We start from the raw sequence: 17,311 nt of genomic DNA on the forward strand, positions 1-17,311 counted from the left end.
TGTCGCCGGCCAGTACAGGCAACCTCAGCCCTGGCGGAACACCAAGGCCTTCAGCCCGCCCGCCGGGTCCGCATCGGGAAACTCGGGCGGGTTCTCCAGCCGCTCGACAAACGCCAGCGACGGCGCCTGCTGCGCCATGCCCTCGACCAGAAACTCCGGCCCGATCCCCGGGTCGTTCACGCACGCCAGCACCGTGCCGCCCGGGTTCAACAGCTCCGGCAAGCGGCGCAGGATCTTCGCATAGTCCTGGGTCAGCACGAAGCTGCCGCGCTGGAAGGTCGGTGGGTCGATGATGATCAGGTCATAAGGCCCGTACTTGCGCACCTTGCCCCACGACTTGAACAGCTCGTGCCCCAGGTACGCCACGCGCGACGGGTCATGGCCATTCAGCCGATGATTGTCGCGCCCGCGCGACAATGCCGACTTGGCCATGTCCAGGTTCACCACCTGCTCGGCGCCGCCGGCAATTGCCGCCACCGAAAAACCGCAGGTATAGGCGAACAGGTTCAGCACACGCTTGCCCGCCGCCTGCTCGCGCACCCAACGTCGGCCATAGCGCATGTCGAGGAACAGGCCGTTGTTCTGCCGCACACCCAGGTCCAGCAGGTAGGCCAGGCCGTCTTCGATCACTTCGCGTTGCTGGCACGGCTCGCCCAGCAGCCACTGGCCCGGGCTGTCGGGCAGGTAACGGTGCTGGAGGAGGATGGCCTGGCCGGTCCACTGTGGGCGCTCGGCGAGGCTGCGCAACATGGCTTCCAGTTCGGCCAGCTGGCCTTCGGGCGGCTCGCGGAACAGCGCCACCGACAGTACACCCTGCAGCCAGTCGACGGTGACCTGCTCCAGGCCCGCCCAGCAGCGGCCACGGCCGTGGAACAGGCGGCGGGTTTCCTGCGGGGCAGGGTCGAGGGCGGTGAGCAGGTGGTGCTCAAGAGTCTGGATTGGCGAAATCATCAGGGGTCGCAAGCTGGCAAAAAAACGCCATTCTACCTTGCGCGCCCTTTCACGGGTAAAACCGCTCCCACAGGGCTGTGCCGGCCCTGGAAGCGGGTTTGCCCGCCTACCACCTCACTCCTCGGCCACAACCCGCACAGGCCGGAACCACCAGCCCTGCTGCATCCCCGCCGCCGCCAGCAGGATCAGCGCCACCCCCAGCCACTGCAGCGGTGCCAGACGATGCCCAAAGGCCACCCAGTCGACCAATATCGCTGCAATCGGGTAGATGAACGACAGCGCCCCGGTCAATGCCGTGGGCAAGCGCTGGATGGCGCTGTACAGCAGCACATACATCAAGCCCGTGTGCACCATGCCCAAGGTCACCAGGCTGGCCAGCGCCGGCACTTCGCCCGGCAACCCGCCCAGCTTGACCCAAGGCGCCAGCAACAGCACGCCGGTAGTCACCTGGATCAACGCGATCAGGTGCGGTGGGGTGCCGCTCAGGCGCTTGATGATCAGTGCCGCGATGGCATACAGGAAGGCCGCCCCCAGCGCCAGGGCAATGCCCAGCAGATAATCGTCACCACCACCCTGCCCGCTGCCATGGGCACTGACGATCGCCAGCATGCCAAGGAACGCCACGCTCAGCCAGGTGACCTTGGCCAAGGTGATCCTTTCGCCCAGGAACACCGCCGCCAGCCCCACCAGCATGAACGGCTGCACGTTGTACACCGCCGTGCCGATGGCAATCGATGCCCGCGAGTAGGACGCGAACAACAGCACCCAGTTGCCGACGATAGCCACACCGCTGGCAATCGCCAGCAGAAATGCCGTGCGGCTGATAACGCCCGGCCGCAAGAAGCCAAAGCCTGCGCAGATGGCCAGCAAGGTCACGGCACCGAACACGCAGCGCCAGAACACCACCTCGAGCACCGGCTGGCCAGACACCAGCACGAACCAGCCGATGGTCCCGGAAATAAGCATGGCGGCCACCATTTCCAGCGAACCACGGCGCAACGAACTGTCCATTTCACACCTCCTGTCGATGATGGCAACAGTATGCAAATGTTTCCGGGAGGCCTTCCAGCGAATATCGAAGGCAGATTTGCCGAGCTACCTTTACTATCAAGGCAAATCATCCAAACGACCTTACGAGGTGAACATGACCGATGCCATCGACCAACTGCTGATCAATGCACTGATGGAAGACTCACGCCGTTCGCTCAAGGCCTTGGCGCAGATCAGCGGGTTGTCTGCGCCCAGCGTCAGTGAACGCTTGCGCCGCCTGGAGGAGCGTGGCGTGTTGCGTGGCTACACCGTGGAGGTCGACCCGCGCGCGTTTGGCTACCAGCTGCAAGCGATCGTGCGCATCCGCCCGCTGCCCGGGCAGTTGCAGGAGGTGGAGCGGCAGATCATTGCCATCCCCGAGTTCACCGAGTGCGACAAGGTCGTCGGCGATGACTGTTTCATTGCCCGGCTGCATGTGCGTTCGATGGAACAATTGGACACTCTGCTCGACCGCCTCTATACGGTGGCCGAGACCAATACCGCAATCATCAAGAAAAGCCCGGTGAAGCGGCGGTTGCCGCCGATGGACTGAACCAAGTCTGAGCCGGCCTCTCTGCGCGCAACCCGCAAAGACGCCGGCACAGAAAAGCTGACTAATTTTTGTACACAAGAATGTCACCATAAGTGCCATTTTTGTGTGCAGTTTCCAATTTGGCGCCCCAATACGTTACACCACGCCCACCTCAAAGCTTGACCAATCGATCAACTAAGTAGTACGTAAAAAATTTAAACTTGTTCAATCGGTCAAATTATATTTTCCATATTTCATAAAGTTATCGGCTGTAACGACAGATTCAAAATAATGGCATCTACCTGGTTGGTGTTCCTGTGGCACGGAACTCGCTTTTGTGTGTTCGTGTTTTGTATACAAGTTGAACAAAACATAAATACACAAGAACCCGCGACGCCGCCCCAACAGCGGCCGCCGCGCCCAGAACCCAGTGATGCCAACGCTGCACCGACGAGATGGCGAGCCCGTGCGCATGCCCGCTCATCGCAGTCCACGTGCATCAGGAGCCCGCCGGAATGAGTACCAGCCTCGACCTTGCCCCTGAACTATCCGTCGCCAGCACCCACCCCGCCTCGCCACTCGCCGACAGCCAGCCGGCACTTGCCCTGAGCCCACGCCTGCATAATCGCGACCTCGCCCCGACGCGCCTCCACGGCCGCCGCTGGGGCCGCTACAGCATCTTCGCGCTGTGGACCAACGATGTGCACAACATTGCCAACTACTCGTTCGCCATGGGCTTGTTCGCCCTCGGCCTGGGTGGCTGGCAGATACTGCTGTCGCTGGCCATCGGCGCAGCGCTGGTGTACTTCTTCATGAACCTGTCCGGCTACATGGGGCAGAAAACCGGCGTGCCGTTCCCGGTCATCAGCCGCATCGCCTTCGGCATCCACGGCGCGCAGATCCCGGCACTGATCCGCGCGGTCATCGCCATCGCCTGGTTCGGCATCCAGACCTACCTGGCATCGGTGGTGCTGCGGGTGCTACTCACTGCCGTGTGGCCGCACCTGGCCGCCTACGACCACGACAGCATCCTCGGCCTGTCGAGCCTGGGCTGGGTGTGCTTCGTGTCGATCTGGCTGGTGCAGCTGGTAATCCTCGCCTACGGCATGGAGATGGTGCGCCGCTACGAGGCCTTCGCCGGCCCGGTGATCCTGCTGACGGTTGCCGCCCTGGCGGTGTTCATGTACGTCCAGGCTGACGCCCGCATCGCCTGGTCGGTGGCCGCGCCGCTGAGCGGCTACGAGATGTGGCGCAACATCTTTGCCGGCGGCGCCTTGTGGCTGGCCATCTACGGCACCCTGGTGCTGAACTTCTGCGACTTCGCCCGCTCCTCGCCCTGCCGCAAGACCATTCGCGTGGGCAATTTCTGGGGCCTGCCGGTGAATATCCTGGTGTTCGCCATGATCACCGTGGTGCTATGCGGTGCGCAGTTCCAGATCAACGGCCAGGTCATCGACAGCCCGACGCAGATCGTCGCCAGCATCCCCAGCACGCCGTTCCTGGTGCTCGGTTGCCTGGCCTTCCTGATCGTCACCGTGGCAGTGAACATCATGGCCAACTTCGTCGCGCCGGCCTTCGTGCTCAGCAACCTCGCGCCGCGCCACCTGAACTTCCGCCGTGCCGGGCTGATCAGCGCCACCCTGGCGGTGCTGATCCTGCCGTGGAACCTGTACAACAGCCCGCTGGTGATCGTGTACTTCCTGTCCGGCCTGGGCGCGCTGCTCGGCCCGCTGTACGGAGTGATCATGGCCGACTACTGGTTGCTGCGCAAAGGCCGCATCAACGTGCCGGAGCTGTACACCGAGCACCCGGCCGGGGCCTACCACTACAGCAAGGGCATCAACCTGCGCGCCGTGGCAGCCTTCGTGCCGGCCGCGCTGCTGGCCATCGTCCTGGCCCTGGTGCCCAACTTCCATGGCATCGCGCCGTTCTCCTGGCTGATCGGCGCCGGCATCGCCGCTGCGGTGTACCTGCTGATCGCGCCGCGCAACCGCCAATACCACGACGTCAGCGGCGAATGCATCGCCGTCGACCACAGCAGCCACTGACCAGGGAGGGCTACACATGCGTATCCTGATTGCCAACGTCAACACCACCGCAGCCATCACCGAAGCCATCGCCGAACAGGCCCGCAGCGTGGCCGCGCCCGGTACCGAAATCATCGGCCTGACCCCATGGTTCGGCGCCGAATCGGTGGAAGGCAATTTCGAAAGCTACCTGGCCGCCATCGCCGTGATGGACCGGGTGCTGGCCTACGACGGCCCGTACGATGCGGTGATCCAGGCCGGCTATGGCGAGCATGGCCGCGAGGGCCTGCAGGAGTTGCTGGACGTACCGGTGGTGGACATCACCGACGCTGCCGCCAGCACCGCGATGTACCTGGGCCACGCCTATTCGGTGGTGACCACCCTGGACCGCACCGTGCCACTGATCGAAGACCGCCTGAAGCTGTCCGGGCTGTATGACCGCTGCGCCTCGGTGCGCGCCAGTGGCCTGGCGGTGCTGGAACTGGAGGCCGACCCGCAGCGCGCCGTGGAGGCGATCGTCGAACAGGCCGAACGCGCCGTGCATGACGACAAGGCCGAGGTGATCTGCCTGGGTTGCGGCGGCATGGCCGGGCTGGACGAGCAGATCCGCCTGCGCACGGGCGTGCCGGTGGTGGATGGCGTCAGCGCGGCGGTTACCGTTGCCGAAGCGCTGGTGCGCATGGGCCTGAGTACCTCCAAGGTGCGTACCTATGCCACGCCGCGGGCGAAGAAGGTGCTGGGTTGGCCGATGCGCTGCGGTCGTTGATTCCTGGTACGGTCAAGCCGTCACCCGCGGCTCAGGTCGGGCAGCCCCGAGCCCGACCATCCAGCCCCTGGCGCACGTTGCGGCTGAGCAGGCTGGCCTTGCCGTCGTGCCAGGTCAGCTTGAGCACGTAGAGGGTATCGAAATCGTCACCGTTCCAGTCCTCGGTGATCACCCGCTGGTCGCCCAGGGCCTTGCCGGCGACAGTGTTGATCAACTCGGGCAGGTAGCCGTGCGACCAGGCGGTGTAGACGGTCGCGTTGCGGTACTTGTCGCGCAGCAGCTCGTCGGCCAGCGCTTCGGTGTCGTTGGCGCCGTAATCGATGTTCACCGGCAGGCCCAGGCGAATGGCGCTGGGGGTGATGGTCATCAGCGGGCGGATGTAGCTGTAGCTTTCCTGCTTGCTGCCTTCCTCGACATGCCGCGACGGGTTGGCGGCGAACACGTAGTCGGCTTTGCCGAAGCGTTCGGGCAGCACGCTGGCCAGATCCAGCGCCCGGTTGAGGCCCTGGCAGTTCAATTGGCCCAAGCCCTCTTCCGGCTTCTCGGCGTGGCGCAGGAACACCAGGGTTTGCGTGCCATCCGCCGGTTGCGCCCGGCTTTCAACAGCCTCCAGCAACAGCGGCACGGCGGCAGCGCTGAGCACCAGGCCCAGCAGCAGGTGACGATGACGGGAAAAGAACGTAGGCAACTTGATCAAGGCGAGACACCCTTTGTAGTGGGTGCCATCCTTGGCAACGAGTGAGAGTCAGAGTGCCCTGAACCCGTTTGGTTCCTCCTTGAAGTCGGGTGCCCTCCCTGGACGAGGCCATGCTAGGGAATGGGTGTTGCCGAATTGTGTAGGGCAAAAGAACCTGCGGTTGCATGCGCCTGGCGAGTGGCCGGGCGCTTTCAGTCATCGCGCGTCAGCACTTCCAGCAACTCGATCTCGAAGGTCAGGTCCGAATGCGGCGGGATCGCACCCACGCTGCGCTCGCCGTAGGCCAACTGCGCCGGCACCTGCAGCCTGCGCTTGCCACCCACGCGCATGCCCATCAGGCCTTGGTCCCAGCCCTTGATGACCCGGCCGGTGCCGATCACGCACTGGAACGGTTTACCGCGCGACCAGGATGAGTCGAACTCGCTGCCATCGGCCAGCCAGCCGGTGTACTGGGTGGTGATCAGGGCGCCTTTGACGACGGCCTTGCCGTCGCCTTCGGCGAGGTCGGTGATCTGCAGTTCTTGGCTCACGGGGCACACTCCAACACTGGAAACAAAGCCGCCCTTTTCTCAGGAATGCGCCTGTTTGGCAAGTTCGCATGGCATCGACGTCAGTGCCGCCCGCTGCCACAGGCCTGGATCAGCCGAGCTGCTCGAAGGCCTGCTGCCCGGTCAATTCCCTGGTCTGGTTGGCGAAGCAATACCAGGCGGGTTTCTGTTCGACAAAAATCTGCAGGTCGAACGCCCATTCCTGGTCACCGTCAAGCAGGCCGACCGGCACGGCATGGAAGTCGTTGGCCTTGAGCCGGTAATACAGATGGGTGCCGCACTGGCCGCAGAAACCGCGCTGAGCCCAATCGGACGAATCGTAGACGCTGGGCGCACGCCCTTCGATTACCGGTGGCTGGCTGCAGTGCACGACCAGCAGCGGGCCGCCGGTCCACTTGCGGCACATGCTGCAATGGCAGGCGCTGATGTGGGTGTTGTCGACGATAGCGGTGAGCCGGGTGGCGCCGCACAGGCAGGTGCCGTGTTTTTCCAGGGACATGGCTGGCTCCTTCAGCTGAAGATGGGCCAGCAATTATAGACGCCTGTGCCGGCCACATCGCCGGCGCAGGCAGCGCAAGGCGGATGTCCGGGTCAGAGGTATACCGTACCACGCAGGTACAATGCTGCCCGCCCGCTGATGATCACCCTGCCGTTGCCCGGCACTTCGCATTGCAGGTGCCCTTTGCGCGCACCACCCTGCTCGCAGCTGAGCACCTGTTTGCCCAGGCGCTCGGCCCATATCGGCGCCAGTGAGGTGTGCGCCGAACCGGTCACCGGGTCTTCGTCGACGCCCACTCGCGGGCCGAACCAGCGGGTAACGAAATCAAAGCCGCGGCCTGCCGCCGTCACTGCGATACCGCGCACGTCGAAGCGCGCCAGGGCGACGAAGTCCGGCTGCAAACGATCGAGCAACAAGGCATCATCGATCACCACCACATAGTCATCGCTACGGAACACCGCTTGCGCCTGGCTCAGCCCAAGCGCCTGCAGCAGGCCCGCGGGAAGGTCCACGGCGACCGGTTGCCTGGCTGGAAAGTCCATGGCCAGCAGCCCATCGCCGCTGCGGCTGACACGCAGTTCGCCACTGCGGGTGTTGAAGCGCAGCACCTGCGCCTGCTCGCCCAACTGCTCGAACAGCACGTAGGCCGACGCCAGGGTGGCATGGCCGCACAGGTCTACCTCGACACTGGGGGTGAACCAGCGCAGGTCGAACGTGTCACCGTTGCGCACGAAATAGGCGGTTTCCGACAGGTTGTTTTCTTCGGCGATGCGCTGCAGTAGGTCATCCGCTAGCCAGGTGTCCAGCGGAATCACCGCTGCCGGGTTGCCACCGAAGGGTTCGGCGGAAAAAGCATCGACCTGGAAGATCTCGAGTTGCATGCAAACGCTCCTTATGGGCCGGGCAGTGCCGGGGATATCGAATGGGTCAAGGTAGAACGGGGGTGAGCACCGGCTCACCGGCAAAGAACGCCTGCAAGTTGCGCAGTACCAAGGCTACCGTGTCGCGTGCCGCCTCTGGCGACTGGCCGGCTACATGGGGCGTGAGCACGGTATTGGCGAGGGCCTTGAGCGCATCCGGCACCTGTGGCTCGTCATCGAACACATCGAGCGCGGCAGCGGCCAGCCGGCCCTGCTGCAGGGCGGTAACCAGCGCCTGGGTGTCGACCACGCTGGCGCGGGCGATGTTTACCAGGTAGCCCTTGGCGCCCAGCGCATCGAGCACCGCGGCATCGACCAGATGGCGGGTCTCGGCACCGCCGGGGGTAGCCACCAGCAGGATGTCGACGGCCTCGGCCAGGTGCAGCGGGCTGTCGTACCAGGTGTAGGGCAGATCCTGGCGTGGCGTGCGGCTGTGGTAGCTGATGGGCATGTCGAAGCCCTGATGGGCGCGCCTGGCGATAGCCTGCCCGACCGCACCGAGGCCGAGAATGCCCAGGCGCTTGCCAGTCACCGAGGGGCTGATCACTCGGTTCCATTCGCCGTGGCGGATACTGGCATCGGCGCGGGGAATGTCGCGCAGCAGCGCCAACATCAATGCCATGGCGTGGTCAGCGACCGCGTTGGCATTGGCCCCGGCACCGTTGGTGACGGTGATGCCGCGGGCGGCTGCGGCGGCCAGATCGACCTGCTCGTAGCCGGCGCCGATCACGCAGATGATCTGTAAACGGCGCAGGGTTTGGATTTCGCCGGCTGTCAGGCCCAGCGGGCCGCGGGTGAGTACCGCATCGATTTCATCGGCGTGGTGCCGAATGGCTTCGGCGCGCAGTTGCGGTGTGGGGGCACGAATCAGCTGATAGCCAGCCTGCTCCAGCAAGGGCAGGTAATCGTCGACGGTTTCTACCAGGACCAGGACTGTCTTGCGCATGCCACCTCCGGATCAATTCGAGGTGGCATTATGCGGAATCACCGACCAGTACAGTCAACCGAAATAATGAGGCAAAACTGCACTGTTCTGCTCAGCATGGCTTCTTGCCCCTGTCTTGCTCTTGCTCTTGCTCTGCTTTTGATCTTGATCTTGATCTTGATCTTGATCTTGATCTTGATCTTGATCTTGATCTTCGCGACTTCAGGAGGCCGAACGTAGGCCTTGCGGAGGGAGGTGACGGGCATGGATGCCCGTCAAGCGCTGAGGCCCCATGGATGGGGCCTGCAGCGCGTCCTCCCGGGAGCAAGGCCGGAGTGAGGGAACCCCGTAGCGAAGCGTAGGGGCCGGATGATGGGAGCGCAGCGTTTTTTGGTTACTTTTTGCCGCGTTTGGCAAAAAGTGACTCGCCGTAAGGGCGAAAAGGTGAGTCAGCGTCGCCATCGCCAATGGACTTTGCGCGCGATAAAAACCAGCGCTATCCCGCTTCAAGCTTTTCGCTTTTCGCTTTTCGCTTTTCGCTTTTCGCTTTTCGCTTTTCGCTTTTCGCTTTTCGCTTTCAAGCGTGGGCTTCAACAATGAGGTCAACATTCATTTTCGAAGGCGGCGCTTCGTCACCTTTCCGCCCTTACGGCGGGTCACTTTTTGCCAAACGCGGCAAAAAGTAACCAAAAAACGCTGGCTCCCATCATCCGGCCCCTACGCTGCGCTCCGGGGTCCCCTCGCTACGGGCTTGCTCCCGGGAGGACGCGCTGCAGGCCCCATCCATGGGGCCTCAGCGCTTGACGGGCATCCATGCCCGTCACCTCCCTCCGCAAGCCCTTCGCTCGGCCTCCTGAAGTCGCATTCGGCGGCGCCTGAACTATCGCGCGCTTAGAAGCAAGAGCAAAAAGCAAAAGCAAAAGCAAAAGCAACGTTAACGCTGCAACTACTGGGCGAATGCGCGTCCCAAGCCACCCGGTACGCCACTGCTGTCCGTTTCCTGCCAAGGCCCATTCGGGCTCAGCGACCAACTCCAGCCGTTATCGAACCGGTAGTAGGTACGCTGGCGGTAGAAGGTATTGGGTTGCTTCTCAAGTACGTATACACCCAGTTTCGGGTCCCAATGGCTCGCCCCGCCAGGCGGTGGCGCGAAGCTGGCCGAAGTACGCGGCATCGGCTTGGGAATGGCCGCCGGCTTGCTCGGCGCAGTGGACGGTTGCCCACCCGGCACCGGCTTGACCACCGGCCCCTGCTGCGGCAACCGCTCGATCGGCGGCTCCGGCTGCTCGTACGGCTCATGCACCGTACACGCAGACAAACCCAGGGCCAGGGTGATCAGGGTCAGGCGGACGGTGCTGTGCATGGCATTGCTCTCTTACGGGTCGGGGCTGTCGATGGTCAGGTGCTGGGTGGCCTGCGTGGCGCTGGGCAGTGGCGCGCCCTGGCCAATCCACTCGCCATGGGTAGGCTGGCCAGCACGCGAGACACGTGCAACCAGTTGGACTTCGGCAAAGTCCGACAGTTTCATCTGCGGCATCATTGCGTCAGCATCGGACAATTCCACCTCGATCGGCAACTGCGCCACCGTCACCCGCTTGGCCGCCAACGGCATCGGCGGCCCATTGCTGGCGCGGGCGAAGATGAACACCGTGTCGTTCGCCCGAACCTTGTCTTTCAACGCCGCAGCCAGCTCCACCCGCACCTTCAGGCGCGCCACCACCGGCGCGGCTTGCGCGGCCTGGCCCGGCGAGCCACCCAGGCGCTCGGCAGCGCGGTCGATGCCGCCCTGCAGGGCGGCACGCGATGCGTCGCCTTCCGGCAGTTGGGCCAGCAAGCGCTTCCAGTAATCGATCGCTTCCTGGTAACGCTCGCCCTCGAACGCAGCGATACCACGCAGCCCCAGGCTGGTCACTTCGTTGGGGTCGGCTTTCAGTGCTTCGTCCGTCAGCGCCTGCAACTGCCCGCTCCACTGCTTGCCAGCAGCGAAGTACAACGCCTGGGCCCACTGCCCGAGCAATTCAGGCTGGCGCCCGGCCAAGGCCACCGCGCGCTCGAAGGTGCGCGCGGCGTCGCCCGGGCGCTGTTCGGCCATGTAGGCACGCCCCAGGAAGTACACCGCCTCGGCCGAATCCGGCTGGGCCTGCACCACCCGCTCCAGGCGCGTCGTCATCTCTTCCATCGACTTCGGCGCCTCGGCAAATTCCTGGGTCAGGGCCACCTTGTCCGCCGCGCCAAAATGCAGGTACAGCCCCAGCGCCATCAGCGGCACCAGCAGCGCCGCCAGCACTGGCAACGCCTTGCCCAGGTGGCCCTGGCGCGCAGGTTCGGCACCTTCGGTGTCCGCCAGCAGCTCGCGGGCGGCTTCGTCGCGGCCCTTGGCCATCTGCGTGTCGTCGAGCACGCCAGCGGCCTGCTGCGCCGCCAGTTCGGCGATACGCTCCTGGTACAGCGCCACGTTCAGGGCGGTGCGGTCTTCTTCCTGCTGCTGGCGACGGCCACGCAGGATCGGGATCAGCAGAAAGCCGATGGCAGCGAGCAGCAGCAGGCCCGCACTAAGCCAGAATTCAGTCATGGGTCTGTTCTTTTTCCAGCAGTTTGGCGAGACGCTCGCGTTCTTCGAAGGACAGCTCCTGCGCAGCCTGGGTGGCCGAACCACGGCGACGGCGCACGATCACCGCCAGCACCACGAAGCCGCCGACCAGCAAGATCCCCGGGCCGAACCAGAGCAACCAGGTGCGGCCACTGAGTGCCGGCTTGTAGCGCACGAAGTCGCCATAGCGGTCGACCATGAAGTCGACGATCTGCTGGTTGCTCTTGCCTTCACCGAGCATGCGGAAGATTTCCCGGCGCAGGTCGGCGGCGATCGGTGCGTTGGAGTCGGCGATGTCCTGGTTCTGGCACTTGGGGCAACGCAGTTCCTTGGTCAGCTGCTGGTAACGCTCGCGCTCGGCGTCATCGCGGAACTGGTAGGTATCGATGGCCGCCTTGGCCACACCGGCCAGGCTCATGCCCAGCACGGCCGCTGCCAACCAGCGCTTCATGGCCTGGCCTCGTCGACCAGGCCCTGGTACAGCGGTGCCAGCTGTTCGCGCCATACCGTGGCATCGACGATGCCGACGTGCTTGTAGCGGATGATGCCCTTGGCGTCGATCAGGAAGGTTTCCGGCGCGCCGTACACGCCCAGGTCCAGGCCCAGGCTGCCCTGTTCGTCACGGATGTCCAGCTGGTACGGGTTGTGGAATTCGGCCAGCCACTTCTGTGCGGCGGCGTTGTCGTCCTTGTAGTTGATGCCGTGGATCACCACGCCCTGCTCGGCCAGCTGGTTGAGGTACGGGTGTTCGACCTTGCACGACGGGCACCAGGTCGCCCACACGTTGACCAGCGCCGGGCGGCCCTGCAAGTCAGCCTGGGTCAGGGTACGGTCGCCCTGGGTCGAGGCCAGGGAAAACGCCGGGAACGGCTTGCCGATCATTGCCGACGGCAGCTCGTCGGGCTTGAGGAACAGCCCCTTGTAGAGGACAACCGCCATCAGCAGGAACACCACCAATGGCACCACCATGATCCAACGCTTCATGCAGCTGCTCCAGACACGCCCAGGGCTTCACGCACCCGGGTCTTGACCTTGACGCGGTAGCGCCGGTCGAGGGCCGCCAGCAACCCGCCCAGGCCGGTCAGCAGACCGCCCAGCCAGATCCAGCGGACATAAGGCTTGATGTGCACGCGCACTGCCCAGGCGCCGTTTTCCAGCGGCTCGCCAAGGGCAACATACAGGTCGCGGGTGAAGCCGGCGTCGATGCCGGCTTCGGTCATCATCGACTGCTGCACGCTGTACAGGCGCTTTTCCGGGTGCAGGGTGGTCACTTCGCGGCCATCGCGGCTGACCACGATGGTGCCCTTGTCGGAGATGAAGTTCGGCCCTTCGTAGTGCCTGGCGCCTTCGAACAGGAAGTGATAACCGCCCAGCTCGACGCTTTCGCCCGGCGCCATGCGCAGGTCGCGCTCGGCGCTGTTGTTGCTCGACAGCACCACGCCCAAGGCACACACCGCCAGGCCCAGGTGCGCCAGCTGCATGCCCCAGTAGCTGCGCGAAAGGCCCAGCACGCCTTTGACCAGGCCTTTGTGACGGGTCTTGTCGAAGATGTCGCGCAACCCGCCGAGCACCACCCAGGCAGCCAGGGCGAAGGCGCTCAGCGCTGGCCAGTCGAAATCATCGACGATGAAGCCGGCGAGCGGCGCCAGCACTGCGCTGCCGATCAATACCGGGGTCATCATGCTCGCCAGCCACTTGCCCGGGGTGTCTTTCCAGCGCACCACCACGCCCACGCCCAGCACCACCATCAGCAGCGCCATCAACGGCAGGAACAAGGCATCGAAGTATGGCGGGCCGACCGACAGCTTGGCCCCGCTGAGGGCGTCGAGTACCAACGGGTACAAGGTGCCGAGCAGGATCATCGAAGCAGCGACCACCAGGATCAGGTTGTTGGCCAGCAGCAACGTTTCCCGCGACCACAGGGCAAAGCCGACCTGGCTCTTGACCACCGGCGCGCGCACGGCGAACAAGGTCAGCGAACCGCCGACCACGAACAGCAGGAAGATCAGGATGAACACGCCACGCGCCGGGTCGGCGGCAAACGCGTGCACCGAGGTCAACACCCCGGAGCGGACCAGGAAGGTACCCAGCAGGCTCAGCGAGAACGCGGCAATCGCCAGCAGCACGGTCCAGCTCTTGAACACCCCGCGCTTTTCCGTCACCGCCAGCGAGTGGATCAACGCGGTGCCCACCAGCCAAGGCATGAACGAGGCGTTCTCGACCGGGTCCCAGAACCACCAGCCGCCCCAGCCCAGTTCGTAGTAGGCCCACCACGAACCCAGGGTGATCCCCACGCCGAGGAAAGCCCAGGCGACGATGGTCCACGGCCGCGACCAGCGCGCCCAGGCGGCGTCCAGGCGCCCGCCGAGCAGCGCGGCGATGGCAAAGGCAAAGGCCACCGAGAAACCGACGTAGCCCATGTACAGCATCGGCGGGTGGACGATCAGGCCGAAGTCCTGCAGCAGCGGGTTGAGGTCGCGGCCATCGCTCGGCACCTGCGGCAACAGGCGCTGGAACGGATTGGAGGTGATGATCAGGAAGCTCAGGAAGCCGACGCTGATCATGCCCATCACCGCCAGCACACGGGCCAGCATCACCTGTGGCAACTGGCGCGAGAAGATCGACACGGCAAAGGTCCAGCCGCCGAGGATCAACGCCCAGAGCAACAAGGAGCCTTCGTGGGCGCCCCAGACGGCGCTGAACTTGTAGTACCACGGCAAGGCGCTGTTGGAGTTGCTGGCCACGTAGGCGACCGAGAAGTTGTCGGTCATGAACGCGTGGGTCAGGCAGGCGAAGGCAAAGGCCAGGAACGCGAACTGGCCCCAGGCTGCCGGGCGCGCCAGGCTCATCCACAGGCTGTCGTTACGCCACGCGCCCAGCAGCGGCAGCGTGGCCTGCACGGCGGCAAAACAGATCGCCAGGATCATGGCCAGCTGGCCGAGCTCGGGGATCACCAGCGCCGCGTTCATGGCCTGGCCTCCATGCCACCGGCTGCCTGGCCGCTTTCCTTCAGGGCCTTGGTCACTTCGGGCGGCATGTACTTCTCGTCGTGCTTGGCCAGCACTTCGTCGGCGACCACCACGCCGTCGCCGTTGAGCTTGCCGAGGGCGACGATGCCCTGCCCTTCACGGAACAGGTCCGGCAGGATGCCGCGGTAGGTGATCGGCACGGACTTGTTGAAGTCGGTGACCACGAAGCGCACGTCGAGCGAATCGGCAGAACGCTGCACCGAGCCCTTCTCGACCATGCCGCCAGCGCGAATGCGCGTATCCAGCGGTGCCTCGCCGTTGGCGATCTGGGTCGGGGTGTAGAACAGGTTGATGTTCTGCTGCAATGCGCTCAAGGCAAAGCCGACGGCAACCCCGACGCCGACCAGCAGGCCGACGATGAGCAACAGGCGTTTCTTGCGCTGCGGATTCACTGGTTGTTCTCCCGGCGCAAACGGCGCGCCTCATCTTGCAGGTAGCGACGGCGGGCCAGCACGGGTGCGGCGACATTCAGCGCCAGCACTGCCAGGCAGATGCCATAGGCCGTCCACACGTACAGGCCATGCTGGCCCATGGCGAGAAAGTCACCGAAGGTGGCAAAACTCATGGTGCGGCCCTCCGCCCCAGGCTGTTCAATACTTCCTCCTTGACCCAACTGGCGCGCGCCTCGCGCTTGAGCACTTCGAGGCGCATGCGCAGCAACAGCACCGCACCGAAGAAGCAGTAGAAGCCCAGCGCCGTGCACAGCAACGGCAGCCACATTTCGGCGGGCATCGCCGGTTTTTCCGTGAGGGTGAAGGTGGCACCCTGATGCAGGGTGTTCCACCACTCCACCGAATACTTGATGATCGGGATGTTCACCACACCGACAATCGCCAGCACCGCGCAGGCCTTGGCTGCACTGTCACGATTACTGATCGCCTGGCCCAACGCAATAATGCCGAAGTACAGGAACAACAGGATGAGCATGGACGTCAGCCGGGCATCCCAGACCCACCAGCTGCCCCAGGTCGGCTTGCCCCAGATGGCACCGGTGACCAGCGCCACGGCGGTCATCCAGGCGCCAATCGGTGCGGCGCACTGCAGGGCGACGTCGGCCAGTTTCATCTTCCACACCAGCCCCACCACCCCGGCCACGGCCAGCAGCACGTAGCAGGATTGCGCCAGCATCGCCGCCGGCACATGGATGTAGATGATGCGGAAGCTGTTGCCCTGCTGGTAGTCCTGGGGGGCGAAGGCCAGGCCCCAGGTGATGCCGACCAGCAGCAGCAGCACGGCAGCGCCAGCAAGCCACGGCAGCATGCGGCCGCTGATGGCATAGAACCATTTCGGGGAGCCCAGCTTGTGGAACCACGTCCAGCTTATTTTCATCAGGGTACATCCAGGGTATTGGCCGGGCTTGAAAGCCCGGGACTCGTTATTCGCCGACGCTGATCTTCAGGCCAGCCGCTATCGCAAAGGGTGCCAGGGTCACGGCCAGGGCCGTGAGGCTGGCCAGCCAGAGCAGGTGGCCGGTTGCCGGCATATTCTGCAACGCCGCTTGCAACGCACCACTGCCCAGGATCAATACAGGGATATACAACGGCAGAATCAGCAATGCCAGCAGCAAACCACCGCGCTTCAGCCCGACCGTCAGCGCCGCGCCGACGGCGCCCAGCAGGCTCAGGACCGGCGTGCCCAGCAGCAGCGAGCCGAGCAGCACCGGCAGGCAATGGCTCGGTAGCCCCAGCATCAGTGCCAGCAGCGGCGCCAACAATACCAGTGCCAGCCCGGAAAAGATCCAGTGCGCCAGCACCTTGGCCAGCACCAGCAACGCCAGTGGATGCGGCGACAGCACCCATTGCTCCAGCGAGCCATCCTCGAAATCACTGCGGAACAGGCCGTCCAGCGACAGCAATACCGCGAGCAGTGCCGCCACCCAGACCAGGCCTGGCGACAAGGTTTGCAACAATTGGCTTTCCGGGCCGACCGCCAACGGGAACAACGCCACCACGATGGCAAAGAACACCAGCGGGTTGGCCAGCTCGGCCGGGCGGCGGAACAGCAGCCGCGCTTCGCGGCGCAACAACAGGATGAATACGCTCATGCCGCCCATTGCCCCAGGTTCAGTTCACGGTAGCCGGAGGGCTTGCGCGCCAGCGTGTGGTGGGTGGTCAGCACCACCGTGCCGCCCTGCTCGCAGTGGGCCGCCAGGTGCGCTTCAAGCTGCGCCACGCCTTGCTTGTCGAGGGCGGTGAAAGGTTCATCGAGAATCCATAGCGGCGGGCTGGCCAGGTACAGCCGGGCCAACGCCACGCGGCGCTGCTGGCCTGCCGACAGGGTGTGGCAGGGCACATCTTCGAAACCGCGCAGGCCGACCGCTGCGAGTGCCGCCCAGATGGCCTCGGGGGTGGCCGGCTGATGCAGGGCGCCGAGCCAGCTGAGGTTCTCCTCGGCGGTGAGCAGGTCCTTGATGCCCGCCGCATGGCCGATCCACAGCAGGATGCTGGCCAGGGCATGGCGCTGCTCGCCGAGCGGCTGCCCGCCCAGCAGAATCTGCCCGGCGGTGGGTTGCATCAGCCCGGCCAGCAGGCGCAGCAGGCTGGTCTTGCCGCTGCCGTTGGGGCCGCTGATCTGCAGCATGTCGCCAGGGCGCAGCTCGAAATCCAGGTGCTCGAACAGCAGGCGCAAGTCGCGCTCGCAGGCCAGGCCCACGGCTTGGAGGTGAAGGGTCACGGATTCGCCTTATCTAGATGCTTCTCAAGTCGCCCCCCTTGCTGCCGTTATACTGGCTAGGGCGGGCGGCCTGCATTATTGCATGTGCGGCCACGCTGCCAAGAGGGCGGGCTCCACAGGTTGTA

Annotated in this window: 21 protein-coding genes; 3 read left to right on the forward strand and 18 right to left on the reverse strand. The window is 64.6% G+C overall.

What is annotated here, in order from left to right; translation table 11 throughout:
• Positions 1–24: 24 nt before the first annotated feature.
• On the reverse strand, positions 25–951 hold the full coding sequence (locus HG549_RS17845) for a class I SAM-dependent methyltransferase (RefSeq protein ID WP_170031030.1): 927 nt from the start codon (positions 949–951) through the stop codon (positions 25–27).
• Positions 952–1,065: 114 nt separating this feature from the next.
• Complete coding sequence (locus tag HG549_RS17850; RefSeq protein WP_170031032.1) at positions 1,066–1,962, reverse strand: DMT family transporter; 897 nt, start codon at positions 1,960–1,962, stop codon at positions 1,066–1,068.
• A gap of 133 nt (positions 1,963–2,095) precedes the next feature.
• On the opposite strand from HG549_RS17850, the gene HG549_RS17855 reads away from it, so the two are divergent.
• The 3 genes from HG549_RS17855 to HG549_RS17865 all read left to right on the forward strand — a co-directional run bounded on the left by HG549_RS17855 (position 2,096) and on the right by HG549_RS17865 (position 5,305).
• The gene (locus tag HG549_RS17855; RefSeq protein WP_170031034.1) at positions 2,096–2,533 is read left to right on the forward strand and encodes an Lrp/AsnC family transcriptional regulator; all 438 of its coding nucleotides are present in this window, start codon (positions 2,096–2,098) and stop codon (positions 2,531–2,533) included.
• Positions 2,534–3,027: 494 nt separating this feature from the next.
• Positions 3,028–4,560, forward strand: a complete 1,533-nt coding sequence (locus HG549_RS17860; RefSeq protein WP_170031036.1) for an NCS1 family nucleobase:cation symporter-1 — start codon at positions 3,028–3,030, stop codon at positions 4,558–4,560.
• A 16-nt stretch (positions 4,561–4,576) separates the two neighbouring features.
• Positions 4,577–5,305: an aspartate/glutamate racemase family protein gene (locus HG549_RS17865; protein WP_170031038.1), complete on the forward strand. Its 729-nt coding sequence runs from the start codon at positions 4,577–4,579 to the stop codon at positions 5,303–5,305.
• A gap of 31 nt (positions 5,306–5,336) precedes the next feature.
• Here HG549_RS17865 and HG549_RS17870 read toward each other — a convergent pair whose 3' ends face one another.
• The 16 genes from HG549_RS17870 to ccmA form a co-directional block, all read right to left on the reverse strand.
• A complete protein-coding gene (locus HG549_RS17870; protein WP_170034237.1) occupies positions 5,337–5,999 on the reverse strand; it encodes a histidine phosphatase family protein in 663 nt (220 codons plus the stop codon).
• A gap of 194 nt (positions 6,000–6,193) precedes the next feature.
• Positions 6,194–6,532, reverse strand: a complete 339-nt coding sequence (locus HG549_RS17875; RefSeq protein ID WP_170031040.1) for an FKBP-type peptidyl-prolyl cis-trans isomerase — start codon at positions 6,530–6,532, stop codon at positions 6,194–6,196.
• A 109-nt stretch (positions 6,533–6,641) separates the two neighbouring features.
• A complete protein-coding gene (locus tag HG549_RS17880) occupies positions 6,642–7,049 on the reverse strand; it encodes a GFA family protein (RefSeq protein WP_170031042.1) in 408 nt (135 codons plus the stop codon).
• Between the two features lie 92 nt (positions 7,050–7,141).
• Positions 7,142–7,930: a PhzF family phenazine biosynthesis protein gene (locus tag HG549_RS17885; protein WP_170031044.1), complete on the reverse strand. Its 789-nt coding sequence runs from the start codon at positions 7,928–7,930 to the stop codon at positions 7,142–7,144.
• A gap of 46 nt (positions 7,931–7,976) precedes the next feature.
• Complete coding sequence (locus tag HG549_RS17890; RefSeq protein ID WP_170031046.1) at positions 7,977–8,915, reverse strand: 2-hydroxyacid dehydrogenase; 939 nt, start codon at positions 8,913–8,915, stop codon at positions 7,977–7,979.
• A 38-nt stretch (positions 8,916–8,953) separates the two neighbouring features.
• A complete protein-coding gene (locus HG549_RS17895; RefSeq protein ID WP_170031048.1) occupies positions 8,954–9,160 on the reverse strand; it encodes a hypothetical protein in 207 nt (68 codons plus the stop codon).
• A gap of 680 nt (positions 9,161–9,840) precedes the next feature.
• Positions 9,841–10,257: a hypothetical protein gene (locus tag HG549_RS17900; RefSeq protein ID WP_170031050.1), complete on the reverse strand. Its 417-nt coding sequence runs from the start codon at positions 10,255–10,257 to the stop codon at positions 9,841–9,843.
• Between the two features lie 12 nt (positions 10,258–10,269).
• On the reverse strand, positions 10,270–11,466 hold the full coding sequence (ccmI, locus tag HG549_RS17905) for a c-type cytochrome biogenesis protein CcmI (protein WP_170031052.1): 1,197 nt from the start codon (positions 11,464–11,466) through the stop codon (positions 10,270–10,272).
• The gene (locus tag HG549_RS17910; RefSeq protein ID WP_170031054.1) at positions 11,459–11,935 is read right to left on the reverse strand and encodes a cytochrome c-type biogenesis protein; all 477 of its coding nucleotides are present in this window, start codon (positions 11,933–11,935) and stop codon (positions 11,459–11,461) included. The genes ccmI and HG549_RS17910 overlap by 8 nt, the downstream gene beginning before the upstream one ends.
• The gene (locus tag HG549_RS17915; RefSeq protein WP_170031056.1) at positions 11,932–12,468 is read right to left on the reverse strand and encodes a DsbE family thiol:disulfide interchange protein; all 537 of its coding nucleotides are present in this window, start codon (positions 12,466–12,468) and stop codon (positions 11,932–11,934) included. The genes HG549_RS17910 and HG549_RS17915 overlap by 4 nt, the downstream gene beginning before the upstream one ends.
• Complete coding sequence (locus HG549_RS17920; protein ID WP_170034239.1) at positions 12,465–14,438, reverse strand: heme lyase CcmF/NrfE family subunit; 1,974 nt, start codon at positions 14,436–14,438, stop codon at positions 12,465–12,467. The genes HG549_RS17915 and HG549_RS17920 overlap by 4 nt, the downstream gene beginning before the upstream one ends.
• Before the next feature lie 11 nt (positions 14,439–14,449).
• Positions 14,450–14,905, reverse strand: a complete 456-nt coding sequence (ccmE, locus tag HG549_RS17925; protein WP_170031058.1) for a cytochrome c maturation protein CcmE — start codon at positions 14,903–14,905, stop codon at positions 14,450–14,452.
• Positions 14,902–15,078, reverse strand: a complete 177-nt coding sequence (gene ccmD, locus HG549_RS17930) for a heme exporter protein CcmD (RefSeq protein WP_170031060.1) — start codon at positions 15,076–15,078, stop codon at positions 14,902–14,904. The genes ccmE and ccmD overlap by 4 nt, the downstream gene beginning before the upstream one ends.
• Positions 15,075–15,842 (reverse strand): heme ABC transporter permease, encoded by a 768-nt coding sequence (locus tag HG549_RS17935; RefSeq protein ID WP_170031062.1) that lies wholly within the window; start codon positions 15,840–15,842, stop codon positions 15,075–15,077. The genes ccmD and HG549_RS17935 overlap by 4 nt, the downstream gene beginning before the upstream one ends.
• A 46-nt stretch (positions 15,843–15,888) precedes the next feature.
• The gene (gene ccmB, locus HG549_RS17940; RefSeq protein ID WP_013973563.1) at positions 15,889–16,566 is read right to left on the reverse strand and encodes a heme exporter protein CcmB; all 678 of its coding nucleotides are present in this window, start codon (positions 16,564–16,566) and stop codon (positions 15,889–15,891) included.
• Positions 16,554–17,186 (reverse strand): cytochrome c biogenesis heme-transporting ATPase CcmA, encoded by a 633-nt coding sequence (gene ccmA / locus HG549_RS17945; RefSeq protein WP_170031064.1) that lies wholly within the window; start codon positions 17,184–17,186, stop codon positions 16,554–16,556. The genes ccmB and ccmA overlap by 13 nt, the downstream gene beginning before the upstream one ends.
• Positions 17,187–17,311: the final 125 nt, after the last annotated feature.

Source organism: Pseudomonas sp. SK, from assembly GCF_012975065.1.
GTDB lineage: Bacteria > Pseudomonadota > Gammaproteobacteria > Pseudomonadales > Pseudomonadaceae > Aquipseudomonas > Aquipseudomonas anuradhapurensis.